The 24,539-nt window shown below is 59.2% G+C and carries 24 protein-coding genes; 12 read left to right on the top strand and 12 right to left on the bottom strand.

What is annotated here, in order from left to right:
- Positions 1 to 146 precede the first annotated feature (146 nt).
- On the bottom strand, positions 147 to 866 hold the full coding sequence (phnR, locus tag ACJ8HT_RS17370; protein ID WP_049198574.1) for a phosphonate utilization transcriptional regulator PhnR: 720 nt from the start codon (positions 864 to 866) through the stop codon (positions 147 to 149).
- 155 nt (positions 867 to 1,021) lie between these two features.
- On the opposite strand from phnR, the gene phnW reads away from it, so the two are divergent.
- Complete coding sequence (gene phnW / locus ACJ8HT_RS17365) at positions 1,022 to 2,125, top strand: 2-aminoethylphosphonate--pyruvate transaminase (protein ID WP_197653401.1); 1,104 nt, start codon at positions 1,022 to 1,024, stop codon at positions 2,123 to 2,125.
- A gap of 9 nt (positions 2,126 to 2,134) precedes the next feature.
- Complete coding sequence (phnX, locus tag ACJ8HT_RS17360; RefSeq protein ID WP_194572841.1) at positions 2,135 to 2,944, top strand: phosphonoacetaldehyde hydrolase; 810 nt, start codon at positions 2,135 to 2,137, stop codon at positions 2,942 to 2,944.
- A gap of 64 nt (positions 2,945 to 3,008) precedes the next feature.
- On the opposite strand, the gene ACJ8HT_RS17355 is transcribed toward phnX, so the two are convergent.
- From ACJ8HT_RS17355 to hxpB, 3 genes are all read right to left on the bottom strand, one after another.
- On the bottom strand, positions 3,009 to 4,400 hold the full coding sequence (locus ACJ8HT_RS17355) for an L-cystine transporter (protein ID WP_038877619.1): 1,392 nt from the start codon (positions 4,398 to 4,400) through the stop codon (positions 3,009 to 3,011).
- A gap of 181 nt (positions 4,401 to 4,581) precedes the next feature.
- A complete protein-coding gene (locus ACJ8HT_RS17350) occupies positions 4,582 to 5,130 on the bottom strand; it encodes a metal-dependent hydrolase (protein ID WP_004931456.1) in 549 nt (182 codons plus the stop codon).
- Positions 5,131 to 5,554: 424 nt separating this feature from the next.
- Positions 5,555 to 6,220 (bottom strand): hexitol phosphatase HxpB, encoded by a 666-nt coding sequence (gene hxpB / locus ACJ8HT_RS17345; RefSeq protein ID WP_049198577.1) that lies wholly within the window; start codon positions 6,218 to 6,220, stop codon positions 5,555 to 5,557.
- Positions 6,221 to 6,452: 232 nt separating this feature from the next.
- On the opposite strand from hxpB, the gene ACJ8HT_RS17340 reads away from it, so the two are divergent.
- Positions 6,453 to 7,013: a YniB family protein gene (locus tag ACJ8HT_RS17340; RefSeq protein WP_038877612.1), complete on the top strand. Its 561-nt coding sequence runs from the start codon at positions 6,453 to 6,455 to the stop codon at positions 7,011 to 7,013.
- A 35-nt stretch (positions 7,014 to 7,048) separates the two neighbouring features.
- Here the strand turns inward: ACJ8HT_RS17340 and ACJ8HT_RS17335 are convergent, their stop codons facing one another.
- The 6 genes from ACJ8HT_RS17335 to ghoS form a co-directional block, all read right to left on the bottom strand.
- Positions 7,049 to 7,918, bottom strand: a complete 870-nt coding sequence (locus tag ACJ8HT_RS17335; protein WP_004931452.1) for a fructosamine kinase family protein — start codon at positions 7,916 to 7,918, stop codon at positions 7,049 to 7,051.
- Between the two features lie 237 nt (positions 7,919 to 8,155).
- The gene (locus ACJ8HT_RS17330) at positions 8,156 to 9,010 is read right to left on the bottom strand and encodes a metal ABC transporter permease (protein ID WP_038877608.1); all 855 of its coding nucleotides are present in this window, start codon (positions 9,008 to 9,010) and stop codon (positions 8,156 to 8,158) included.
- Positions 9,010 to 9,870, bottom strand: coding sequence for an iron/manganese ABC transporter permease subunit YfeC (yfeC, locus tag ACJ8HT_RS17325; RefSeq protein ID WP_049198580.1), 861 nt, complete (start codon positions 9,868 to 9,870; stop codon positions 9,010 to 9,012). Before yfeC ends, ACJ8HT_RS17330 begins: the two co-directional genes overlap by 1 nt.
- On the bottom strand, positions 9,870 to 10,760 hold the full coding sequence (locus ACJ8HT_RS17320) for a manganese/iron ABC transporter ATP-binding protein (RefSeq protein ID WP_047727680.1): 891 nt from the start codon (positions 10,758 to 10,760) through the stop codon (positions 9,870 to 9,872). The genes yfeC and ACJ8HT_RS17320 overlap by 1 nt, the downstream gene beginning before the upstream one ends.
- A complete protein-coding gene (locus ACJ8HT_RS17315; protein WP_060419234.1) occupies positions 10,757 to 11,701 on the bottom strand; it encodes a metal ABC transporter substrate-binding protein in 945 nt (314 codons plus the stop codon). Before ACJ8HT_RS17315 ends, ACJ8HT_RS17320 begins: the two co-directional genes overlap by 4 nt.
- Positions 11,702 to 11,832: 131 nt before the next feature.
- On the bottom strand, positions 11,833 to 12,132 hold the full coding sequence (ghoS, locus tag ACJ8HT_RS17310; protein ID WP_038877599.1) for a type V toxin-antitoxin system endoribonuclease antitoxin GhoS: 300 nt from the start codon (positions 12,130 to 12,132) through the stop codon (positions 11,833 to 11,835).
- A 109-nt stretch (positions 12,133 to 12,241) separates the two neighbouring features.
- Here ghoS and ACJ8HT_RS17305 point away from each other — a divergent pair, with 109 nt between their 5' ends.
- The 6 genes from ACJ8HT_RS17305 to ACJ8HT_RS17280 all read left to right on the top strand — a co-directional run bounded on the left by ACJ8HT_RS17305 (position 12,242) and on the right by ACJ8HT_RS17280 (position 19,899).
- The gene (locus ACJ8HT_RS17305) at positions 12,242 to 12,907 is read left to right on the top strand and encodes a transglycosylase SLT domain-containing protein (protein WP_025159924.1); all 666 of its coding nucleotides are present in this window, start codon (positions 12,242 to 12,244) and stop codon (positions 12,905 to 12,907) included.
- A 307-nt stretch (positions 12,908 to 13,214) separates the two neighbouring features.
- Positions 13,215 to 13,940 (top strand): gluconate 2-dehydrogenase subunit 3 family protein, encoded by a 726-nt coding sequence (locus ACJ8HT_RS17300; RefSeq protein WP_038877597.1) that lies wholly within the window; start codon positions 13,215 to 13,217, stop codon positions 13,938 to 13,940.
- Positions 13,941 to 13,942: 2 nt separating this feature from the next.
- Complete coding sequence (locus ACJ8HT_RS17295; protein WP_025302609.1) at positions 13,943 to 15,724, top strand: GMC family oxidoreductase; 1,782 nt, start codon at positions 13,943 to 13,945, stop codon at positions 15,722 to 15,724.
- A gap of 12 nt (positions 15,725 to 15,736) precedes the next feature.
- Positions 15,737 to 17,074 carry a c-type cytochrome gene (locus tag ACJ8HT_RS17290; RefSeq protein WP_197653402.1) on the top strand — a complete coding sequence of 446 codons (1,338 nt, stop codon included), beginning with the start codon at positions 15,737 to 15,739 and terminating at the stop codon, positions 17,072 to 17,074.
- A 257-nt stretch (positions 17,075 to 17,331) separates the two neighbouring features.
- Positions 17,332 to 18,615: an HAAAP family serine/threonine permease gene (locus tag ACJ8HT_RS17285; protein ID WP_194572844.1), complete on the top strand. Its 1,284-nt coding sequence runs from the start codon at positions 17,332 to 17,334 to the stop codon at positions 18,613 to 18,615.
- Positions 18,616 to 18,765: 150 nt separating this feature from the next.
- Positions 18,766 to 19,899 (top strand): ABC transporter substrate-binding protein, encoded by a 1,134-nt coding sequence (locus ACJ8HT_RS17280; protein WP_197653403.1) that lies wholly within the window; start codon positions 18,766 to 18,768, stop codon positions 19,897 to 19,899.
- Positions 19,900 to 19,936: 37 nt separating this feature from the next.
- On the opposite strand, the gene ACJ8HT_RS17275 is transcribed toward ACJ8HT_RS17280, so the two are convergent.
- Both ACJ8HT_RS17275 and ACJ8HT_RS17270 read right to left on the bottom strand, forming a co-directional pair.
- The gene (locus ACJ8HT_RS17275; protein WP_038877591.1) at positions 19,937 to 20,623 is read right to left on the bottom strand and encodes a MarC family NAAT transporter; all 687 of its coding nucleotides are present in this window, start codon (positions 20,621 to 20,623) and stop codon (positions 19,937 to 19,939) included.
- Positions 20,624 to 20,728: 105 nt separating this feature from the next.
- Positions 20,729 to 20,926, bottom strand: coding sequence for a hypothetical protein (locus tag ACJ8HT_RS17270; RefSeq protein ID WP_197653429.1), 198 nt, complete (start codon positions 20,924 to 20,926; stop codon positions 20,729 to 20,731).
- 248 nt (positions 20,927 to 21,174) lie between these two features.
- Here ACJ8HT_RS17270 and ACJ8HT_RS17265 point away from each other — a divergent pair, with 248 nt between their 5' ends.
- The 3 genes from ACJ8HT_RS17265 (at position 21,175) to infC (ending at position 24,497) form a co-directional block, all read left to right on the top strand.
- On the top strand, positions 21,175 to 21,798 hold the full coding sequence (locus ACJ8HT_RS17265) for a hypothetical protein (RefSeq protein ID WP_197653404.1): 624 nt from the start codon (positions 21,175 to 21,177) through the stop codon (positions 21,796 to 21,798).
- A 215-nt stretch (positions 21,799 to 22,013) separates the two neighbouring features.
- Complete coding sequence (thrS, locus tag ACJ8HT_RS17260) at positions 22,014 to 23,942, top strand: threonine--tRNA ligase (RefSeq protein WP_197653405.1); 1,929 nt, start codon at positions 22,014 to 22,016, stop codon at positions 23,940 to 23,942.
- Between the two features lie 3 nt (positions 23,943 to 23,945).
- A complete protein-coding gene (gene infC / locus ACJ8HT_RS17255) occupies positions 23,946 to 24,497 on the top strand; it encodes a translation initiation factor IF-3 (protein ID WP_048233542.1) in 552 nt (183 codons plus the stop codon).
- Positions 24,498 to 24,539: the final 42 nt, after the last annotated feature.

The raw sequence follows: 24,539 nt of genomic DNA, 5'->3' as shown, positions 1-24,539 counted from the left end.
AAACTGGTATACACCAGATATGCGGCCAAGCTAATCGGTGAATATGACAAACAAATGAAAGCGGCAAAATATATTTGCCGGCAACGGGGGATTGAGCGTGGGAGAGAAAGGCGGGGCGGCGGGCGCAGCCCCTGTCTTGCCGGGGGTTAAAGCGTATCGACTTCGATGCGCAGGCTGTCGTGGCGCCAGTATTCGATATCAAAATCGAGAATGCGGCCGTGCTGATCGTAATTCAACCGGCGCAGCAACAAGGCGGGCAGGCCGACCATGGCGCCGAGCGCGTTGGCGGCGCGGTAAGGCAGGGCCGTCGGATAGAACGACAGGTGCATATTGCTGTAAATCAAGGCGTAATGCTGTTGATAGACCTCGGTCAGGCTGCCGTTGAGATCGTGGCTGAGCAGTTCCGGCACCCGCTGCGGCAGGCAGTGGTTTTCGCAATAGCAGATGGCGCGGCCGTCGGCGTAGCGCACGCGGCGTAGCAGATACACCTGATCGAACGGTTCGAGCGCCAGCGGCTGCATGACGTCGAGCGGCACCGTGGTTTTTTCGCCGGACAGCAGCGCGGTGCGCGGCGTGCGGCCCTGCTCCTGGCAGAGGCGGTGGAAGTTGGTGTTCTGCGTCGGATCCAGCCACAGCCGCTCCGGCGTGACGAACCAACCGCGGCGATCGGCGCGGTAGATGGCGCCGGTGGCCTCCAGCTGCGCCAGGCTCTCGCGAATGGTAACGCGGGTGGTGGAGAAGATGGCGCACAGCTCGCGCTCCGAAGGCAGCTTGTCGCCCGCCTGCAGCGCGCCGCGGGTGATACGCGCTTGAAGCTGATCCTTGATCTGCAGGTAGTGGGGCATATCGCCCTGATGTTCTTTCATTTCATCTCGCTATGGCATCGGCCCGACATTCCGGCACGCGCTTATTATACATAGCCAGATGAATTTTTTGTTTCACCGCGCTTTGTCGTTTGACCGGGGAAGGAATTTGCGGCCACAATGCCCGCAATCTGGTATAGACCAAATAGGTGAATAACATGTCCGATCGTAACTACCTGCTGTTGACCCCCGGCCCGTTGACCACGTCGAAAACGGTAAAAGAGGCGATGCTGTTCGACAGCTGCACCTGGGATGAAGATTACAACCTGGGCGTGGTGCAAAGCATCCGCCAGCAGTTGGTGGCGCTGGCGACGCCGTCCGCCGGTTACACCTCGGTGTTGCTGCAGGGCAGCGGCAGTTTTGCGGTGGAAGGCGTGCTAGGCACGGTCATCGGCCCGCAGGACAAGCTACTGATCGTCAACAACGGCGCCTACGGGGCGCGGATGATCGAAATGGCACGGCTGATGGATATCGACCACCACGCTTTCGACTGCGGCGAGGTGAATGAGCCGGACGTGGCGGCGATGGAGGCGGTGCTGAAAAGTGATGCGCGCATCAGCCATATCGCCATGGTGCACTGTGAAACCACCACCGGCATGCTCAACCCGTTGCAGAAGGTCGCCGGCCTGGCGGCGCGCAACGGCAAGACCTTTATCGTCGACGCCATGAGCAGCTTCGGCGGCATTCCGCTGGATGTGGACGCGCTGGGCATTGATTTTCTGATCAGCTCCGCCAACAAATGCATTCAGGGCGTGCCGGGCTTCGCTTTTGTCATCGCCCGCCGCAGCGTACTGGAGAAATGCGCCGGCCGTTCGCGCTCGCTGTCGCTGGATTTGTATGCCCAGTGGCGCTGTATGGAAGACCAGGCCGGCAAATGGCGCTTTACGTCGCCGACCCACACCGTGTTGGCCTTTGCGCAGGCGCTGAAAGAGCTGGAACAAGAGGGCGGCATCGCTGCGCGCCACCGCCGCTATCAGACCAATCAGCGGCGGCTGGTGGCGGGCATGCGCGAGCTGGGCTTTGAGACTCTGCTTGATGATGCGTTGCATTCGCCGATCATCACTGCGTTCTATTCGCCAAAAGCCGACACTTACCGCTTTGCCGAATTTTATCAGCGCCTGAAGCAGCAAGGGTTTGTGATCTATCCCGGCAAAGTGTCGCAGAGCGACTGCTTCCGCATCGGCAACATCGGGGAAATTTATCCGCAGGATATCGAACGTTTGCTGGCGGCCGTCGGGCAGGCGATGTACTGGAATCAATAAGGATTGACCATGAAACAGATCAACGCAGTGATCCTCGACTGGGCCGGCACCACGGTGGACTTCGGCTCCTTTGCGCCAACGCAGATTTTTGTCGAGGCATTCAAACAAACCTTCGATATCGACATCAGCCTGGCGGAGGCGCGCATTCCGATGGGGCTGGGTAAATGGCAGCACATCGAGGCGCTAGGCAAGCTGCCGGCGGTCGACGCGCGCTGGCGGCAGAAGCTGGGCCGTTCGATGACCCATCAGGACATCGACGCGCTGTATCAGGCGTTTATGCCGCTGCAAATCGCCAAAGTGATCGACTTCGCCGATCCCATCGAGGGTGTGCCGCAGGTGATTGCCGGGCTGCGCGAACAGGGCATTAAAATCGGCTCCTGCTCCGGTTATCCGCGTGCGGTGATGGAGGTGCTGGTGCCCGCCGCCGCACAGCGCGGCTACGCGCCAGATTACTGGGTCGCCACTGACGATCTCGCGGCCGGTGGCCGGCCGGGGCCGTGGATGGCGTTGCAGAACGTTATCGCGCTGGGCATCGATGCGGTGGCGCACTGCGTGAAGGTGGACGACGCGGTGCCGGGCATTGCTGAAGGGCTGAACGCCGGGATGTGGAGCGTCGGATTGGCGCTGTCCGGCAATGAGTTTGGCGCGACCTGGCAGGAGTACCGCCAAATGGCGGAAGGTGAGATAGAGCAGCGCCGTACGGCGGCCGCCGATAAGCTGTCCGCGGCGGGCGCGCACTATGTGATAGACACGCTGGCGCACTTGCCGGGCGTGATCGCCGACATCAACCGGCGGCTGGCGAACGGCGAGCGGCCGTAACGACCGAGCGCGAGGCATAAAAAAACCGGGGATTATCCCCGGTTTTTTTCGTTTTGAGACGGCGTTAACGGTGAGCCAATTCGACTTCGTCTTCGCTGTCCATCACGGCTTTGTCGGTTTGCTTCATCAGCTGGCTGGTGATGGTGCCTGCCGCCATGGAGCCGTTGACGTTCAGCGCGGTACGGCCCATGTCGATCAGCGGTTCGACCGAGATCAGCAGCGCGACCAGCGTCACCGGCAGGCCCATCGCCGGCAGCACGATCAGCGCGGCGAAGGTCGCGCCGCCGCCCACGCCCGCTACGCCGGCGGAGCTGATGGTGACGATGCCGACCAGGGTGGCGATCCACACCGGATCCAGCGGGTTGATGCCGACGGTCGGCGCAACCATTACCGCCAGCATTGCCGGGTAGAGGCCCGCACAGCCGTTCTGGCCGATGGTGGCACCGAAAGACGCCGAGAAGCTGGCGATGGATTCCGGCACGCCCAGGCGGCGGGTCTGCGCTTCCACGTTCAATGGAATGCTGGCGGCGCTCGAGCGGCTGGTGAAGGCGAAAGTGATCACCGGCCACACCTTGCGGAAGAACTTCATCGGGTTAACGCCGGTGAAGGCCAGCAGGACAGCGTGCACCACGAACATGATGGCCAGGCCGATATACGAGGCCACGACGAAGCTACCGAGCTTGACGATGTCGTGAATGTTGGAACCGGCGACCACTTTGGTCATCAGCGCCAGCACGCCGTACGGCGTCAGCTTCATGACTAAACGCACCAGCTTCATCACCCAGGCCTGCAGGGTGTCGATAGCGACCAGTACGCGCTCGCCTTTCGGCTTGTCGTCTTTCAGCAGTTGCAGCGACGCCACGCCGAGGAAGGTGGCGAAAATCACCACGCTGATGATCGACGTCGGGCTGGCGCCAGTCAGATCGGCGAACGGGTTTTTCGGGATGAACGACAGCACCATCTGCGGCACGGTCAAGTCGGCCAGTTTACCCACGTAGTTGGTCTGGATCGCCGTCAGGCGCGCGCTTTCCTGCGCGCCCTGCACCAGGCCTTCGGCGGTCAGGCCGAACAGGTTGGTGACCAGCACGCCCACCAGCGCCGAGATCAGCGTGGTGAACAGCAGTGTGCCGATAGTCAGGACGCTGATTTTGCCCAGAGAAGAGGCGTTGTGCAGCTTGGCCACCGCGCTCAGGATCGAGGCGAACACCAGCGGCATGACGATCATTTGCAGCAGCTGCACATAGCCGTTGCCGACGATGTTGAACCAGCTGATGGATTCTTTCAGCACCGGGTTGTCGGAGCCGTACACCAGCTGCAGGCCCAGGCCGAACACCACGCCGACCACCAGGCCGACCAGCACTTTTTTCGCCAGGCTCCATTGCTTGTGGCGGGTTTGCGCCAACAGCAACAGGAGCGCGACAAACACCAGCACGTTAATCACGAGCGGAAGATTCATCCCCAATGTCTCCAATAATCTTTCTTATAAAAACGACTACGCATCACGTATGTCGCGATGTAAATATCGTAACAGTTTGCCGAGTGGCCTACTTATATCCAAATGGAATTTGATATAGCTTTTTATGTGTTTTTGTTCGTTTTATATACATGAAGGTGATGGGTTGAGCGGATTTTTGTGATCAGAGTCTGATATTTCTGATTTGCTCGACATAGGATTGCACCGGCAGGGTGAAATCACCTTGCCAACAGATGGCAAATGCCACCAGGCACAGACACAGCACGCGCTCGAGCTGATTGCCTTTTTGCGAGTTGAGCAGCGGCAGGCGAAAACGCCAGCGGCATGGCCACAGCAGCGGAACGCCGGCGGGAGTGAGCATATCGGCCAGCAGATGGCTGAAGTAACCGATGATCATGGCGTGCAGCGCGTCGGCCGGGATCGGCCAGCTGCGCGGCACGTCCAGCTGGAACAGCGCCATGCCGCCGGCGATCGCCAGCAGGCTGTGGGTGAAGCCGCGGTGGCCGAAGGCGCGGGCGATGGGTAGGGCAATCCAGCGCAGACGCTGGCCCAGTACCGACTTGGGGTGATCGATGTCCGGCAGCAGCGAGGTCAGCAGCGCGGCGGGTATGATGTGCCACCAGTCGCCGGTAGCCAGCTCTGGCGTCACTTCCGCCTTCTTGGCGAAGATCGCGCAAGCGACAGAGAATATAAGGTGTCCTTCCGCGGTCATGCTGTTGCGATTCCGGCTGGTAAACTGTTAATTTATCCAGTATATGGGAAAATTCCCAGTAGTGGAAGTAGTTACCCTGTAACCAATTGTTTATTTTTCCCGGTTTTACAACGGCTTGTTACGGCAATGCGTAACAAATCATCGCTTTTGACGGGCGGGAACAAAAAGCGGGCGATGGGCGGTGCGGAACGGAGAGAAATGAAGGCGGTTTTCAGTACGCAGCGGCGGGAGGAAGCGGCGGCCGCGAAGAGCGCTGCGTGGCAGTGACAACGTTCCGCGGACCGTCGCTTTCCCTGTCGCCCAGCATAATAACAACAGCATGCCGATTCAATAATAATGAAACGCTGTTTCGTTTGTTTTGCGGCGCGGATCCCTTTTATGGCGCTGAGCGAAAAGCCAGGGCGCCGGTGGCCGGCGCCGCAGGTCAGGCAAAGTGGGCGGGGGTGAGCTGTTCCAGGGTCTCCAACTGGTGGTCTGCCAGCGCCCAGCGCGGATCGTGGCGGTATTCGGCGGCCGGGATCACGATGGAGCGCATGCGCGCGGCCTTGGTGGCGATCATGCCGTTAAAGGAGTCTTCCAGCGTGATGCAGCGTAGCGGATCGCTGCCCAGCCGTTCGGCGGCGATCAGGTAGACCTCCGGGTGCGGTTTGCTGTACGGCAGGTATTCGGCAGAAACCAGCTGATCGAAGTAGCCCTCAAGATCGAACATCTTCAGCACCTGCTGCTGCATGTGCAGCGGCGAGGCGGAGGCGAGACCGATGTTCAGCCCCTGCTCGCGGCACAGTTCCAGCGCCTGCCGGACGCCCGGCAGCAGCGGGCGCGTCTCGTGCACCAGCTCGATGGCGCGTTCGATAATCCGTGCCGACACCTCATCGAGCGAAACCCCTTGCCACGGCATGGCCTGGTACCACATTTTCACCACCAGATCGATGCGCAGCCCCAAGGTGTCCGGCAGCTTGTGGCGATCGGACAGATCCAGACCCAACGCGCCGAAGATATCCAGCTCGGCCTGCAGCCACAGCGGTTCCGAATCGATCAACAAGCCGTCCATATCAAAAATTGCGGTTTCAATGCGTTGCGAATAAGCCATTAGCGGTTAACTCCTGCCGGCGCGGGTGAATGTCCCGCTACTGTAGCATTGCCGGTGGGGCGCTTCAAAACGGGGCGCCACCAACAAGGGGGCGTGAATCGCGGGTAAACTGTTGATTTCGGCGAATTCGGCTAAGCTTGTAGCACAACGGGAATGAAGAAAACGGTGGGCGATTTTCGCCAACTGCAGGTAGACTTAGCCGATTCGGTTACGTCGCTAACAAGGGGAACACATGACGTATCAACAGGCCGGGCGTATCGCCATTTTGAAACGCATTCTCGGATGGGTAGTTTTTATCCCGGCGTTGCTGTCGACGCTGATTTCCGTGCTGGGCTTTATCTATCAGCACAGTGAAAAAACCAAGGGCATCAACGCGGTGATGCTGGATTTTGTCCACGTGATGGTGGACATGGTGCGCTTCAATACGCCGTTCCTGAACCTTTTCTGGTACAACTCGCCGGTGCCTGACGTGGATAAAAGCCTGTTCAGCGGCGCCAATCTGATGTTCATCATCATCTACATACTGATCTTCGTCGGGCTGGCGCTGCAGGCTTCCGGCGCACGCATGTCGCGCCAGGTCAAGTTCATCCGCGAAGGGTTGGAAGACCAGATGATCCTGGAGCAGGCCAAGGGCAGCGAAGGGCACACGCGCCAGCAGCTGGAGGCGCGCATCACGCTGCCGCACCACACCATCTTCCTGCAGTACTTTCCGCTGTATATCCTGCCGATCGTGATTGCGGTGATCGCCTGGTTCGTGATCCGCCTGCTGGGGCAGTTGGCCGGCGCGGCCTGAGCCATGAGCGGGGCGCCGAGCGGCGCCCCGAAACATTACGAGGCCTCGGGCTGCAACAGCGCTTCCACCGCGCGTTGCGCAGCCACCAGATGCTGGCCGCCGAACAGGTTGCTGCGGTTGAGCAGGTAGTACAGCTGATACAGCGGCTGGCGCTCGATAAATCCGGCCCCCAGCGGCCATACGCTCTGATAGCCGTCGTAGATCTGCGGCGGCAGCTCGGGGTACAGCGGCAGCATCGCCAAATCGCACTCCCGGTCGCCCCAGTAGCTGGCCGGATCGAACAGAATCGGCCCGTGGGCGGTCATCGCGCAGTTGCCCGGCCACAGGTTGCCGTGCAGCAGCGAAGGCTGCGGCTGGTGATGCTGCAAACGCAGATACACCCGATCGACGATGTCGTCGATGTCACCGAAGGTCATGCCTTTCTCGGCCGCCAGCTGCAGCTGCCAGCCGATGCGCTGTTCGGCGAAGAATTCCGACCAGCGGCGCTGCCAGGCGTTGGGTTGCGGGGTGGTGGTCAGATCGCTGTCGAAGTCGAGGCCGAACTGCGGTTGCTCGCTCCACTGGTGCAGGTGCGCCAGCTGCTGGCCCAGACAGTAGGCGCCGTGGGCGTCGAGGGGTTTCAGCTGCTGATACTCCAGCAGCAGGAAGCTGTAGTCGCGATCGCTGCCGACGCCGTACACTTCCGGCACCCGCACGCTTTTGCTGCGCGCCAGCAACGCCAGCTGATCGGCCTCGGCGGTGAATATCGGCAGTTGTTCACGGGCGTCGCATTTCACGAACACCTCGTTGTCACCGTAACTCACGCGCCACGCCGGGTGAATGTCGCCCCCGGGCAGTTCAATCCTTTCGCGTATCTCTGCGCTGCCAAGATGTTCACTTAACAGACGGCTAACGGCTTGCCACATGGTATTTCCCCCTCTGTGCTGCCTGATAATTCATTAGGTTAGCGTCTTTCCCGTGGTGAAAACACGACGCGGCGCACAGCCGGCGTCAAAGGCGGCGATTTTTTCAGCGCCTCGCCAGCTCAAAGTATATACCCTATTGATTAATTTAAGCGCAATACCGGTTGCAACTTGATGACAACGACGCGATGAGCGGGGGAAGGTGATGCGGCGAGCAGAGGGCATCGCCGCATCGGTGAGTTAACCGCCGGTGAGGGCGCTTTGGTTACGCTGTAACGGACGCAGCTTGCTGTACAACAAGGCGATAACGAACAGCACGGCCTGTACGATGACGATGCAGGGGCCGGTGGCGCCGTCGATGTGGAAGCTGATCAGGGTGCCGAGCACACAGGAGAACACCGATACTATCGTCGCCACCATCAGCATGCGGTCGAAGCGGCGGCACAGCATAAAGGCGATGATGCCGGGGGCGATCAGCATGGCGATCACCAGGATCACCCCCACGGCCTGCAGCGAAGCGACGATGGTCATCGCCAGCAGGCACAGCAGCCCGTAGTGCAGCAGCTTGACCGGCAGGCCAATCACCCGCGCATGATGCGGATCGAAGCAGTACAGCATGAAGTCTTTACGCTTGAGCAGCACCACCGCCAGGGTGATGCCGGCGATCAGCAGGGTTTGCTTCAGCTCGCCGTCGGTAATGCCCAGCATGTTGCCGAACAGAATGTGGCTCAGATGCTGGTCAGTATCGATGCGCGAGAACAGCACCAGGCCGAAGGCGAACATGCCGGAAAAGACGATGCCCATCACCGTGTCTTCTTTCACCCGGCTGTTCTCTTTCAGGTAGCCGGTGGCTACCGCGCAAAAGATGCCGGAGAGGAAAGCGCCGATCGCCAGCGGGATGCCGACCACGAACGCTACCACGATGCCGGGCAGCACCGCGTGCGAGATGGCGTCGCCCATCAGCGACCAGCCTTTGAGCACCAGATAGCAGGAGAGCACGGCGCACACTACGCCGGTGACGATGGCGGCGACGATCGCCCGCTGCATGAACGGGTAGGCGAAGGGTTCGCTGAGCAGTTGATACAGGGTGTCCATCAGCGGCCTCCGGTTTGCGAATGCGCCACGCGGCGTCGTGACGCCAGCAGGCCGTGTTTCGGCGCGAAGAAGAACGCCGCCAGGAACACCAGCGTTTGCAGGGTGACGATCACGCCCCCGGTGGCACCGTCGAGGAAGAAACTCAGGTAGGCGCCGACGCCGCTGGTCAGCGAACCGATGATGATGGCGATGATCACCAGCCGGCTGAAGCGATCGGTCAGCAGGTAGGCGGTGGCGCCCGGCGTGATCACCATGGCGATCACCAAAATGGCGCCGACGGTTTGCAGCGCGGCGACGGTACAGGCGCTGAGCAGGGTGAAGAACAGGATCTTCAGCTTTAGCGGCGACAGGCCGATCGACACCGCGTGGCTTTCGTCGAAGAACACCGCCAGCAGGTCTTTCCACACCAGGCACAGGATCAGCAGCGAAACGCCGATGATGATTTCCACCTGCAGCACGTCTTCGTCGGCGATGCCGAGGATATTGCCGAAGATGATCGACTGTACGTTGACCGAGGTGGGGTTGAGCGACACGATCAGCAGGCCGACGGCGAAGAAGGTGGAGAAGATAAAGCCGATGATGGCGTCTTCGCGCAGCCGGGTGATGTGGCGCACCAGCGTCATCGCCAGCGCCGCCAGCATGCCGGTGAAGAAAGCGCCGGCGGCGTAGGGCAGGCCGAGGGCGTAGGCGCCGGCCACGCCGGGCACCACCGAGTGCGACAGCGCATCGCCCATCAACGACCATCCTTTCAACATCAGGTAGGCGGAGAGGAACGCGCAGGCGGCGCCGACGATGGCGCTGACCCAGATGGCTTTCACCATGTAGTTATAACTGAAAGGTTGCAGCAGAAGGTCCAGCATCAGGATTGTTTCTCCCTGGCCTGGCTGTTGGCCGGCGGATCGCTCTTGGTGTGGCCGTAGAACACCGCGGGGCGCTCATCGTCGGTCAACACCGTAACGGTGCGCGGATCGTTGTCGTCGTGCAGATCCGGGCCGGAGAGGTTGATATGGCGCAGCACGCCGCCGAATGCCTGCTCCAGGTTGCTCTGAGTGAAGGTGGTCTCGGTCGGGCCGGCGGCCAGCACCGTGCGGTTGATGAGGATCACCCGATCGCAAAATTCCGGCACGCTGCCGAGGTTATGGGTGGAGACCAGGATCAGGTGCCCCTCGTCGCGCAGCGCGCGCAGCAGTTCGATAATGGCGTTCTCGGTTTTTACATCCACGCCGGTGAACGGCTCGTCCAGCAGCAGTACCGTGCCCTGTTGCGCCAGCGCGCGCGCCAGAAACACGCGTTTTTTCTGGCCGCCGGACAGCTCGCCGATCTGCCGGCTGCGCAGCTCGCTCAGGCCGACGCGCTCCAGCGCCTTGTCGACCCGCAGCCGGTCTTCGCGCGACGGGATGCGCAGGAAGTTCATCTTGCCGTAACGGCCCATCATCACCACGTCTTCCACCAGCACCGGGAAGTTCCAGTCGACGTCTTCAGTCTGCGGCACGTAGGCGATCAGGTTCTTTTTCAGCGCGTCCGCCACCGGTTTGTCGCTCAGCGACACCTGGCCGGCAGTGGGCCTGACCAGGCCCATGATGCTTTTGAACAACGTCGATTTGCCGCTGCCGTTGACGCCGACCAGCGCGCAGATCGAACCGCCGCTCAGGGTAAAGCTGGCGTTGTGAATGGCGGTGTGCCCGTTGTTGTAGGTTACGGTGACGTCGTCCACGTTCAATTCAGGGCGGACAAACGGTTCATGGGTCATTGATCGAATCCTTTGGCGATGGTTTGCACGGTGGTGTTGAGCAGGTCGATATAGGTCGGCACCGGGCCGTCGCGGGTGGACAGTGAATCCACGTACAGCACGCCGCCGTATTTGGCGCCGGTCTCTTTCGCCACCTGCTTGGCCGGCTTGTCGGAAATGGTGCTCTCGCTGAACACCACCGGAATATGGTGGGCGCGCACCGCGTCGATCACCCGGCGCACCTGCTGCGGCGAGCCTTGCTCATCGGCGTTGATCGGCCAAAGATAAACTTCTTTCAGCTGGTAGTCCTGCGCCAGATAGCTGAAGGCGCCTTCGCTGGTCACCAGCCAACGCTGTGCGGCAGGAATGCGCGCCAGGCGTTCGCGCAGCGGGGCGTCCAGCGCGCCGATCTTCTCTGCGTAGGCCTTGGCGTTGCGGTTGTAGGTTTCTGCATGGGCCGGATCGTGCTCCACCAGCGCTTTGCGGATGTTCTCGATGTACACCAGCGCGTTGCTCGGCGACATCCACGCATGTGGATTAGGGTTGCCGTTATACGGCCCTTCGCGGATCGGCAGCGGGGTGATGCCCTCGGTTACGACCGCCGCCGGCACCTGCTTGATATTCTCGAAGAAACGCTGGAACCAGCGTTCCAGGTTCATACCGTTCCACAGGATCAGGTCGGCGTGCTGCGCCTTGACGATGTCGCGCGGGGTAGGTTGATAGTCGTGGATCTCGGCGCCCGGTTTGGTGATGGATTCCACCACGGCGGCGTCACCCGCCACGTTCTGGGCGATGTCCTGAATGATGGTAAAGGTGGTCACCACGCGCAGCTTCTTTTCCGCCAGTGCGTGTGGGCTGGCCATAGCGGCGCCGAGCAGCAGGCAGGCGAGAGTGAAAGGGCGTAACAGTGCGGCAGCGCGGGGAAGGCGACTGCGGCGAAAAGCGCAACTTATCAATGGCATGATGACGTCTCCTGGTTCAAATGAAAATGATTATCAATATCAATTGAAGCGAAGTCAAGCGTCACTTGCCCACCGCCGGCGGGGTATTTCTCCAACTGAAAAAATAATACCGTCCGGGGAGTTATAGCATTTTATGTATCAGTATGTAACCGCTGAAGGTAGTCCTTACAGCTGCATATCGCCACCTCCGGCTGTTTTCCCAAGGCCAACTGCCCGAACCCCTGCGCCAGCCGCTGTACATCCTCTTGATCCAGCACGGTTATAAACGCAAAACTGTTGCTGCCGAGTTCGTGGTGAACGCCATTCTCGTCTGTCACCGACGTGACAAAACCCTCGCGTGTCAATTGCCCGGTCAGCTTCGCCAGGTCGGTCAATCCCTCTTCCTGATAGCGAAAAGTCACCACAAAGCAGCTTGTTGCAGATTGACTCATAAATCACCTCTTGGTATATGGATAGCTTGAGATTAGTCCAAAAAATTACTGCAGGTGTCCTTACAAGTTGTATATGCTACGCAACTCATTGAAAGGAGTGAGGGATTCTGTGAAAACAAAAATAGGTTGCCTTACGGCAATTTTACTTTTGTCGGGGTGCGCCAAAGACCCGCAAACGGCAAGCAATATTTCAGGCAGTGGCACAACGCGCGGCGGTTGGTTAAAACCCCCTCCGCAGGCACCGGTAAATCGCACAGGCACGCCGGTTGTTTATAACGATTACATTCGTCAGGCCGCCAGCAACTATGGCGTCGACGAAACGCTGATTAAAGCGATTATTCAGGTGGAGTCCGGGTTTAACCCGAACGTGGTCAGCACCTCGAACGCAGTGGGATTGATGCAGCTTAAGGCTTCTACCGCCGGCCGCGACGCCTATCGCATGAAAGGACGAAGCGGGCAACCCAGCTCGCGAGAGCTGAAGGATCCGGCGGTCAATATTGATCTGGGAACGGCCTATATCAATATTCTTCAAAGCCAGCAGCTAGCCGGGATCAACAACCCACAGACTTTGCGTTATGCCACCATCGTTTCGTACGTGAACGGGGCGGGCGCCATGTTGCGCACTTTCTCCTCGGACAAGCGCGTGGCGGTCAATCGCATCAATCAGATGAGCCCGGATGAGTTTTATCAGCACATCCAGAAAAAGCACCCGGCGCCGCAGGCACCGCGCTATTTGTGGAAGGTGACCACCGCCTACCAGGCGATGTCGCAGTAACCCTCTATCCTGTCGAATCGGCCGCAAAACGCGGCCGATTTTGTTTCAGATGCCGCTGCAGAGCGCGACCTACCTCTCATTTTTCGTTATTTCCTCACCGCTTATCGGAAAAACCGCACAAAAAGTTAAATTTACGTTAGCAGATAAATCTTTACGTTCATTCAATAAGTTACCGGTAACATTTTTGCTTTTGCGCGCATTGTGACCTTCAATAAATATACAAATAAGTAACAAATTATTTTAAAAACCCGTATCGATCGCAAGGTTGCGGTTAAATAGTTGTGACTATCTTTGGATGGAATGTGACATGTCGAACCATAAAACCAACAATTCGCGGCGCGATTTCTTGTTGAAATCGATGACCTTAATTCCTGCGGCGGTAATTGGTGGCAGCGGCGTTGGCGCGCTGACGGCACCGACACCGGCGGTCGCGGCCTCGAACACCACAACGCAGAACGATTACCAACCGACCTTTTTCACCCCGGAAGAGTGGGCCTTCATCAAGGCCGCCGTTGCGCGCCTGATCCCGGCCGACGAACGCGGCCCTGGCGCACTGGAAGCCGGCGTACCGGAGTTTATCGATCGCCAGATGAATACCCCGTACGCCACCGGCTCCATCTGGTACATGCAGGGGCCGTTCAACCCCGACGTGCCGAAGGAGATGGGCTATCAGCTGCCGCTGGTGCCCAAGCAAATCTACAACCTCGGCATCAGTGACGCCGACGCCTATAGCAAGAAAACCGCCGGCAAGCCTTTCGCCGAACTGGATGGCGCGCAGCAAGACGCCATGCTGCAAAAGTTCGAGTCCGGCGAGGCGGAGTTCCAGCAGCTGCCGTCGAAACTGTTCTTCTCCTATCTGCTGCAAAACACCCGTGAAGGTTTCTTCAGCGATCCTATCCATGGCGGCAACAAAGACATGGTTGGCTGGAAGCTGATTAATTTTCCGGGCGCGCGCGCCGATTTTATGGACTGGGTTGAGCGAGGGGAGCGTTATCCCTTCCCGCCGGTATCGATTCGAGGGGAGAGGGGCTAACCATGGCAACGGTAATGAAAAAAGTAGACGCGGTGATCGTCGGCTTCGGCTGGGTGGGCGCGATCATGGCCAAAGAGCTGACCGAGGCCGGCCTCAACGTGGTGGCGCTGGAGCGCGGCCCGATGCGCGACACTTATCCGGACGGTTCTTATCCGCAGGTGATCGACGAACTGACCTATAACATCCGTCGCAAACTATTCCAGGATCTGTCGAAAAGCACCGTCACCATTCGCCACAACAGCAGCCAGACCGCGGTGCCTTACCGCCAGCTGGCGGCGTTCCTGCCGGGCACCGGCGTCGGCGGCGCCGGCCTGCACTGGTCAGGCGTGCATTTCCGCGTCGATCCGATCGAACTGCGCATGCGCAGCCACTATGAAGAGCGCTACGGCAAAAACTTCATTCCGAAGGACATGACCATCCAGGACTTCGGCGTGACCTACGACGAGCTGGAACCCTTCTTTGATAAAGCGGAGAAAGTGTTCGGCACCTCCGGCACCGCCTGGACCATCAAAGGACAGAAAGTGGCGCAGAAGGGCGGCAACCGCTTTGCGGCAGATCGCTCTAGCGACTTCCCGCTGCCGGCGCAGAAAAATACCTACTCCGCCCAGCTGTTCGAGAAAGCGGCGCTGGAGGTGGGTTATCACCCTTACAACCTGCCGTCCGCCAACACCTCGGACTCTTACACCAACCCGTACGGCGCGCAGATGGGCCCGTGCAACTTCTGCGGTTTCTGCAGCGGCTACGCCTGCTACATGTATTCCAAAGCTTCGCCGAACGTCAACATTCTGCCGGCGCTGCGCATGGAAAAACGCTTCGAGCTGCGCACCAACGCCAACGTGCTAAAGGTCAATCTGACCGACGACAAGTCCCGCGCCACCGGCGTGAACTACGTCGATGCGCAGGGCCGCGAGATTGAACAGCCGGCCGATCTGGTGATCCTGGGCGCGTTCCAGTTCCACAACGTGCACCTGATGCTGCTGTCCGGCATCGGCAAGCCTTACGATCCGGTGACCGGCGAAGGCGTGGTCGGGCGTAACTTCGCCTACCAGAACATGACCACCATCAAGGCGTTCTTCGATAAAGACGTGTTTACCAACCCGTTCATCGGCGCCGGCGGCAACGGCGTGGGCGTGGACGACTTCAACGCCGATAACTTCGACCACGCCAAAGAAGGCTTCGTTGGCGGTTCGCCATTCTGGGTCAACCAGGCGGGCACCAAGCCGATCTCCGGCCTGCCGACCCCGCCGGGCACCCCGGCCTGGGGCAGCAAGTGGAAAGCGGCGGTGGCGGATGCCTACACCCACCACGTTTCGATGGACGCCCACGGCGCGCACCAGTCGTACCGCAACAACTATCTGGATCTCGATCCCAACTACAAGAACGTTTTTGGCCAGCCGCTGCTGCGCATGACGTTCGACTGGCAGGAAAACGACATCAAGATGGCGCAGTTCATGTACGACAAGATGGCGCCGATCGCCAAGGCGATGAACCCGAAACTGATCGCCGGCAGCCCGAAAAACGCCAACAGCCACTTCGATACCACCAGCTACCAGACCACCCACATGAACGGCGGCGCGGTGATGGGGGAAGATCCGAAGACCAGCGCGGTCAACCGCTATCTGCAGAGCTGGGACGTGCACAACGTGTTCTCGATCGGCGCATCGGCCTTCCCGCAGGGGCTGGGCTACAACCCGACCGGCACCGTGGCGGCGCTGGCTTACTGGTCTGCCCGCGCTATTCGCGAGCAGTATCTGAAAAACCCAGGCCCATTGGTGCAGGCATAAGGACGGCGAACGATGAAAGCATTTGTACCGGCACTGGTTCTCAGTGCAGTGAGTTTTTCCGTTTGGGCGCAGGACGCCACCGTCAGCAGCGAGCTTATCAAGCGCGGTGAATACCTGGCGCGCGCCGGCGACTGCGTGGCCTGCCACACCGACGGCAAGAGCGGCAAAACCTTCGCCGGCGGTCTGGCGATGGAGACGCCGATCGGCACCATCTACTCCACCAACATCACGCCGGACAAGAAAACCGGCATCGGCGATTACAGCTTCGAGGATTTCGACAACGCGGTGCGTAAGGGCGTAGCCAAAAACGGCAGCACCCTGTACCCAGCGATGCCGTACCCGTCGTTCGCGCTGGTGAAAGAGGAAGACATGCGCGCCATGTATGCCTATTTCATGCACGGCGTGCAGCCGGTGGAGCTGGCCAACAAGGATTCCGACATCCCGTGGCCGCTGTCGATGCGCTGGCCGCTGAGCATCTGGCGCGGCATGTTTGCGCCGTCGCCGGCGGACTTCGTGGCTGACGCCAAAGCCGATCCGGTGATTGAACGCGGTCGTTATCTGGTGGAAGGCCTGGGCCACTGCGGCGCTTGCCATACCCCGCGCAGCATCACCATGCAGGAAAAAGCGTTGAGCAACAGCGAAAGCGACGACTATCTGTCCGGCAGCAACGCGCCGATCGACGGCTGGGTGGCTTCCAGCTTGCGCAGCGACCGTAAGGATGGCCTGGGCAGCTGGAGCGAAGCCGAGCTGACCGAGTTCCTGAAAACCGGCCGTAACGACAAGGCGATCGTGTTTGGCGGCATGAGCGACGTGGTGGAGCACAGCCTGCAATACCTGAGCGACGACGATCTGACCGCCATCGCACGCTACCTGAAATCGCTGCCGCCGAAAGACGGCACGCAGCAGGCGGCGCCGGTCGAAGACAGCGTGGCCAAGGATCTGTGGCGCGGCGACGACAGCAAGCCCGGCGCGGCTCTGTATGTCGATAACTGCGCGGCCTGCCACCGCACCGACGGCGTGGGCTACAAGCGCGCCTTCCCGTCGCTGAAGGGCAACCCGGTGGTGCAGACCGAGGACGCGACCTCGCTGATCCACATCGTGCTGACCGGCAACACTACGCCGGCGGTGCAAGGGGCGGTGTCCAACATCACCATGCCGCCGTTCGGCTGGCGTCTGAACGATCAGCAGGTAGCGGACGTGGTGAACTTCATCCGCACCAGCTGGGGCAACAGCGCCAAACCGGTGAGCGCCTCCGACGTGGCCGACGTGCGTAAAGACCGCTCGATGATCCGCGACGAGAAGGAGATGGGCAGCGCCGAGGTGCCGGACCATCCGGACGCGAAAAAGTAAACCGCTTAAGGGCTCCGCAAGGGGCCCTTAGTTTTTTCTGTGCATGCCGGTTTTTTCAGCATTTCCTGTTCGCAAATTGCCCGCTCGGCCGATAAAACATAGACCCGCAGGGGATTTTTCATTATCCTTTGCCGTCCTTTCATCAGGCGTAAGTATGAAATATCGCTTTAATTCACTGATTACTATTAAAAAGTTTGCGGAGAAGGATATCCCGTTAGGCGCAATCGTTGGCGCCGCAGATTAAGGTAGACTGTCTCATGAGTACGATTTCTCCCGATTCAGGCACGCTGACAGCCGCTCAGCCAGCCAAATGGAACAAAACCGACACCGTCTGGATGTTCGGCCTTTATGCCACCGCGGTGGGTGCCGGCACGCTGTTCTTGCCGATCAACGCCGGTTTGAACGGCCCGCTGGTGCTGCTGTTGATGGCGCTGTTTGCTTTCCCGCTGACCTATTTGCCGCACCGCGCGCTCAGCCGCTTCGTGCTTTCCGGCTCCAGCCGCGACGGCAATATTCACGATGTGGTGGTGGAACACTTCGGCGTGCTGGCCGGCAAAATCATCATGATGTTGTATCTGATGGCGTTCTTCCCGATCGTGCTGGTGTACAGCATTTCGATCACCAACGCGCTGGACAGCTTCCTGATCCATCAGTTCCACGTGGCGCCGCTGCCGCGCATCTGGCTGAGCCTGGCGGTAGTGGTGGTGCTCAATCTGGTGCTGCTGCGCGGCAAAGACAGCATCGTGGCGGCGATGGGCATGCTGGTGTTCCCGCTGCTGGTGTTCCTGATGGGCATTTCGCTGTACCTGATGCCGAGCTGGAATACCGCCAACTTCGTTAATGGCCTGGCCGCCACCCGCTTCGACACGCCGGGGCTGTGGCATTCGCTGTGGCTGGCGGTGCCGGTGATGGTGTTCTCCTTCAGCCATGCGCCGATCATCTCTTCCTTCGCCTCGACGCAGAAGAGCCTGTATGGCGATAAGGCCGAACGCCGCTGCGCGCGCATCATGCGCTACAGCTATGTGCTGATCTGCGTCACCGTGCTGTTCTTCGTGTTCAGCTGCGTGCTGAGCCTGACCCATGAAGACATGCAGCAGGCGAAAGACCAGAACATCACGGTGCTGACCACGCTGGCCAACAAGTTTTCCAACCCATTGATCGCCTATCTCGGCCCGGTGATGGCGATGCTGGCAATGGCCAAATCCTATCTCGGCACCTCGCTGGGGGTGACGGAAGGGGCGACCAGCCTGATCGACGGCGTCACGCGCGCGGTCGGCAAGCCGCTCAGTTCGCGTATGACGCACCGCATCTCGGCGGTGTCGCTGTTCCTGCTCACCTGGGCGGCGACGGTGTGGAACCCCAGCGCGCTGCACATCATCGAAACCATCAGCGGCCCGCTGATTGCCGCCATCCTGTTCATTCTGCCGATGTACGCGGTGCGCGCGGTGCCGGCAATGCGTAAATACCGCGCGGCGAGCAACGTATTCGTACTGGTGATGGGCCTGATTGCGCTGTCGGCGCTGATCTACGGCCTGGTGTGATCCTCAGGGCGCGCCGCTTCCGGCGCGCCTCTTCATCCCGCGTTACACATCCCTTTGCAATTAATCGCCGGGCAATGCGGCGCGACCTTTGATAATGCAAGCCATTCTCATTACTATTCCCTGGTTGAATTATTTACCAAGGAGCTTTTCGTGCACCGTCGAATCACTCTGTCGGCACTGGTTTGCGCCGCCGCGCTTTCCGCCTCGGCGATGGCCACTACCTATCCACTGACCCTGACCGACACTTCCGGCCAGACGCTCACCTTCCAGCAAGAGCCAAAACGCATCGTGGTGCAGGACGGGCGCGATATTCTCACGCTGGCGCTGCTCGATCGCGCCAACCCGTTCGATCGGCTGGTGGCCTGGAATAACCTGCTGAAGAAAAGCGATGCGGCGACCTGGGACATCTTGCAAAGCAAATGGCCGGCGGCGAAAAACATCATCGATATGGGGTTCAGCGACAAGGGCGAGGTCAATCTGGAAAGCGTGATCGCCAAACGCCCCGATCTGATGATCGCCCAGCTGCGTTCCAAACCTTCGCTGAGCCAAACCGGCGTGCTGGATAAGCTGAGGGCGTTGAACGTGCCGGTGCTGTTTATCGACACCATGCTCAAGCCGGTGGAAAACACGCCAAAAAGCGTGACGCTGCTGGGGGAAACTCTCAACCGCGAAAGCGAAGCCAAGCAATATACCGATTATTATCAGCAGCATTATCAGGCCATTCTGGCCAAGACGCAGGCGGTGGAACCCAAGCCGCTGGTGTTCTTTGAAGCCAAGGCCGGCCTGAACGGGCTGGAGTCCTGCTGCTATACCCACGCCCACGTCGGCTGGGGCGCGCTGGTGGAAGCGGTCGGCGCGCGCAATATCGGCTCTGCGCTGCTGCCGGGCGCCACCGGCGACGTGTCGCTGGAAAAAGTGATCGCCATGAAACCGGATGCCTACATCGTTTCCGGTTCGCAGTGGGCCAGCAAGACCAACGCCGCGGTGCCGTTTGGCTATGGCGTGACGCAGCAGCAGGTGGATGAGGCTTTCAACCGCATGAAGCAGCGCCCGGGGTTCGCTCAGGTGTCGGCGGTGAAGGAAGGGCGGTTCTACGGCATCTACCATAACTTCTATAACCACCCGTACAACATCGTCGGGCTGGAGTATCTGGCGAAGTTTATCTATCCGGCGCAGTTCCCGGATCTGGATCCGGCCAAGACCTACAGCGAGATCCTCAGCCGCTTTACCGAAGTGCCGGAAGGTAAGGGCATTTTGGGCGCGCAGGCGCCGGCGGGGAAATAACGGTAACGGGCGCGGCGATCGCGCCCGTTTTTTATCGTCAGGCGGCCGGCGTATAGGTGGAGATAATCTCCAGTACGCCGTTGATGATGAACTGCACACCCATGCACACCAGCAGGAAGCCCATCAGGCGCGAGATCGCCTCGATGCCGCTTTTCCCCACCAAGCGCATGATGGCGCCGGAACTGAGCAGGCAGCCCCACAGGATCACCGCGACCGTCAGGAAGATGGCGACCGGCGCCACGGCCAGTACCCAGGGTTCAAAACCCAGCGTGTTCGCTTTGACGCTCGACGCCGAGCTGATGATCATCGCGATGGTACCCGGCCCGGCGGTGCTCGGCATGGCCAACGGCACGAAGGCGATGTTGGCCGACGTCTTATGGCGCAGCTCGTGCGACTTGCTCTCCACCTCCGGCGCCTCTTCGGGGCTCTGCTGCGGGAACAACATGCGAAAACCGATGAAGGCGACGATCAGACCGCCGGCGATGCGCAGACCGGGGATCGAAATGCCGAAGGTGTTCATCACCACCTGCCCGGCGTAAAACGCCACCGTCATGATGCAGAACACATAAACCGAGGCCATCAGCGACTGCTGATTGCGCTCTTCGCGCGTCATATTGCCGGACAACCCGAGCAGCAACGCCACCGTGGTCAGCGGATTGGCCAGCGGCAACAGCAGCACCAAACCCAGTCCGATGGCCTGGAATAACTGCAAAATACCCGTCATAAAAAACTCCCTGTGCAACGTTCAAGCCGCCAGGCGGCGGCCCATGAGCTGAACAGCCTAGCCTGCCGTGTCTCTGGCGGCAATGGGGATAGCTCGGAAGGTTAATTAACCGTCGGCCGGCGTTTCCTCTTCACCATTGCACTCGGCGGCGAGCTCAGGTTCATCCTCACACCCCAGCGGCGCTTCATTGACCGCAATCGCTCGCGGCACTGAACGCGCGCCAAAATGCACCAGCCCATACAGCGTCGCTAATACCGCGCATACCACGACGAGGACTGCGAGTAACCGGTTCATATTCTGCATAAGTCTCGGTGGGGAACTGACTGGTTTCAGGATAGCGGCTGGCGGCGAAGATCGCCACGCGGAGCGGATATATCGCCGAGCGGCGATGACAAAATGCGCTGCGCTCGGAAAGTGTGCGCAATTTTTGTGTTTTATGGCCTTTTTCACCGCAGTTGGCCGGTAAAAGCTGATGTTTCGCATCAATTGCTACACCCCGCAGGTTCAGCTGCCTACCATAGGCGCGCTTTAAAACGATAATGAGACTGATTATGCAAGACGAGTTGAAACTTTTACTGGGGAAAATCGGCGCATTCGCGCTTTCTGGCGCTTTCTTGGCGGCCTTGGTCGGCCTGGTGTTTATCGACGTACACTGGCTGCACAACTTCGTGCATGAAACCTCGCTGACCGAAGTGGCGCAGGAACTGTTGCTGCTCGCCATCGCCGGCGGTTTTTTCGCCGCGGCCTGGCGACAGGCTGAACGCCGCTCCGCCTGGATGCTGGTCGGCGGCTTCTTTCTCTGCATGTTGATCCGCGAGATGGACTTCGCCTTCGATGCGCTGTGGCACGGCGCGTGGGTGTGGTTCGCGCTGGCGATCGCCTTGGTTTGCCTGTGGCATGCCGCCAGGCACATCGCGGCGACGGTGCGCGGCCTGGCCGATTTCGTAACGCATCCCGGCTACGGCATGATGTGCGCGGGCCTGCTGTGCATTCTGGTGTTTTCCCGCCTGTTCGGCATGAGCGCGCTGTGGCAAACGCTGATGTTGGACGGTTATAACCGGGTAGTGAAAAACATGGTGGAAGAGGGCTGCGAACTGCTGGGCTACGGCCTGTGCCTGCTGGCCACCCTGAGCTACATGAAAACCGTCTTTGCGCCGGATGACGCGAAAGCGTGAGGGCGGCGCTTTATTTATCCGGAACAATTTTAGTGATACTATTCGCTTAGCCGAATGCGGCTGAGAAGGTATGCGTTCCATTCTGTATACCCAGTGAGGTTTCAATCTGGCAATTGTGGGCGAGATCTGAAACCTGGCTGACCAAACCCAAAACCCAATTTTCGTACTGCATGTGATCTGTCGTGTGGGTCACCACTGTAGATAAGGAATTATTAATGCCTGTTATTACTCTTCCTGACGGTAGTCAGCGTCATTTCGACCACCCCGTTTCCCCGATGGATGTCGCGCGCGATATCGGCCCTGGCCTGGCGAAAGCCTGTATCGCCGGCCGCGTCAACGGCGAGCTGGTTGATGTCGGCGATCTGATCGAATCAGATGCGCAGCTGGCCATCATCACCATCAAAGATGAAGACGGTCTGGAAATCATGCGCCACTCCTGCGCGCACCTGCTGGGTCATGCGATCAAGCAGCTGTGGCCGGATACCAAAATGGCGATCGGTCCGGTGATCGACAACGGTTTCTATTATGACGTGGATATCGACCGCACCCTGACGCAGGAAGACCTGGATCTGCTGGAAAAGCGGATGCACGAGTTGGCCGATAAGGATTACGACGTCATCAAGAAGAAGGTCAGCTGGCAAGAAGCCCGCGACACCTTCGCTGAGCGCGGCGAAATCTACAAAGTGGCGATCCTGGATGAGAACATCAGCCATGACGATCGTCCTGGCCTGTATCACCACGAAGAATACGTCGACATGTGCCGCGGTCCGCACGTGCCGAACATGCGTTTCTGCCACCATTTCAAACTGCAGAAAACCTCCGGCGCTTACTGGCGCGGCGACAGTAAAAACAAAATGCTGCAGCGTATCTACGGCACCGCCTGGGCAGACAAGAAGCAGCTGAACGCCTACCTGCAGCGTCTGGAAGAAGCGGCCAAGCGCGATCACCGCAAGATCGGCAAACAGCTCGACCTGTATCACATGCAGGAAGAAGCGCCGGGCATGGTGTTCTGGCACAACGACGGTTGGACTATCTTCCGCGAGCTGGAAGCCTTCGTGCGCATGAAGCTCAAAGAGTACCAGTACCAGGAAGTGAAAGGTCCGTTCATGATGGACCGCGTGCTGTGGGAAAAAACCGGCCACTGGGAAAACTACAAAGACGCCATGTTCACCACCGCGTCGGAAAACCGTGAATACTGCATCAAGCCGATGAACTGCCCGGGTCACGTGCAGATCTTCAACCAGGGCCTGAAGTCGTACCGCGATTTGCCGCTGCGCATGGGCGAGTTCGGCAGCTGCCACCGCAACGAGCCATCGGGCTCCCTGCACGGCCTGATGCGCGTGCGTGGCTTCACTCAGGATGACGCCCACATCTTCTGTACGGAAGAGCAGGTGCGTGCCGAAGTGAACGAATGCATTCGCATGGTCTATGATGTGTACGGCACTTTTGGCTTCGACAAGATCGCCGTCAAGCTGTCCACTCGTCCGGAAAAACGCATCGGCACCGACGACATGTGGACCCGTGCGGAAGAAGACCTGGCCGCCGCGCTGACCGAGAACGGCATTCCGTTTGAATATCAGCCGGGTGAGGGTGCCTTCTACGGACCGAAAATTGAATTTACCCTGCATGATTGTTTGGATCGCGCATGGCAATGTGGTACCGTGCAGCTCGATTTCTTCTTGCCGGGCCGTTTGGGCGCCTCGTACGTTGGCGAAAACAACGATCGCGTCGTGCCGGTAATGATTCACCGCGCCATTTTGGGCTCCATGGAACGCTTCATCGGTATCCTTACCGAAGAATACGCCGGGTTCTACCCGACTTGGATCGCTCCGGTGCAGGTGGTGGTGATGAATATCACCGACAGCCAGTCTGATTACGTCCAGCAATTGACCAAAAAACTGCAGGATGCAGGTATTCGCGTGAAAGCGGACTTGAGAAATGAGAAGATTGGCTTTAAAATTCGCGAACATACTTTACGTCGAGTCCCTTACATGTTGGTGTGCGGCGACAAAGAGGTCGAAGCAGGCAAAGTTGCCGTTCGTACCCGCCGTGGCAAAGACCTGGGAAGCCTGGACGTAAACGAAGTCGTAGACAAGCTGCTGAAAGAGATTCGCAGCCGTAGTCTTCATCAACTGGAGGAATAAAGTATTAAAGGCGGAAAACGAGTTCAACCGGCGCGTCCTAATCGCATTAACAGAGAAATTCGCGCGCAAGAAGTTCGCCTAACCGGCGTCGATGGCGAGCAGATTGGTATTGTCAGTCTGAATGAAGCTCTTGAAAAAGCTGAGGAAGCGGGCGTTGATTTAGTAGAAATCAGCCCAAATGCCGAACCGCCAGTTTGCCGAATCATGGATTACGGCAAATTCCTCTACGAGAAGAGCAAGTCGACGAAAGAACAGAAGAAGAAGCAAAAAGTTATCCAGGTTAAGGAAATCAAATTCCGTCCTGGCACCGATGATGGCGACTATCAGGTCAAACTACGCAACCTGATTCGCTTTCTGGAAGATGGCGATAAAGCCAAAATCACCCTGCGTTTCCGCGGGCGTGAGATGGCGCACCAGCAGATCGGTATGGAAGTGCTTAACCGCGTCCGTAAAGACCTGTGTGAAGATATGGATCTGGCAGTGGTCGAATCCTTCCCTACGAAGATCGAAGGCCGCCAGATGATTATGGTGCTCGCTCCTAAGAAGAAACAGTAAGGCTTACAAGTAATGGAACCCGCGCGGCGCTTGCGCTGTGTG

It is taken from the genome of Serratia sp. CY44782 (assembly GCF_052168715.1).
Taxonomy (GTDB): domain Bacteria; phylum Pseudomonadota; class Gammaproteobacteria; order Enterobacterales; family Enterobacteriaceae; genus Serratia; species Serratia nevei.
Note: the sequence above shows the minus strand (reverse complement) of the source record. Positions and strands in the feature narration are given on the sequence as shown.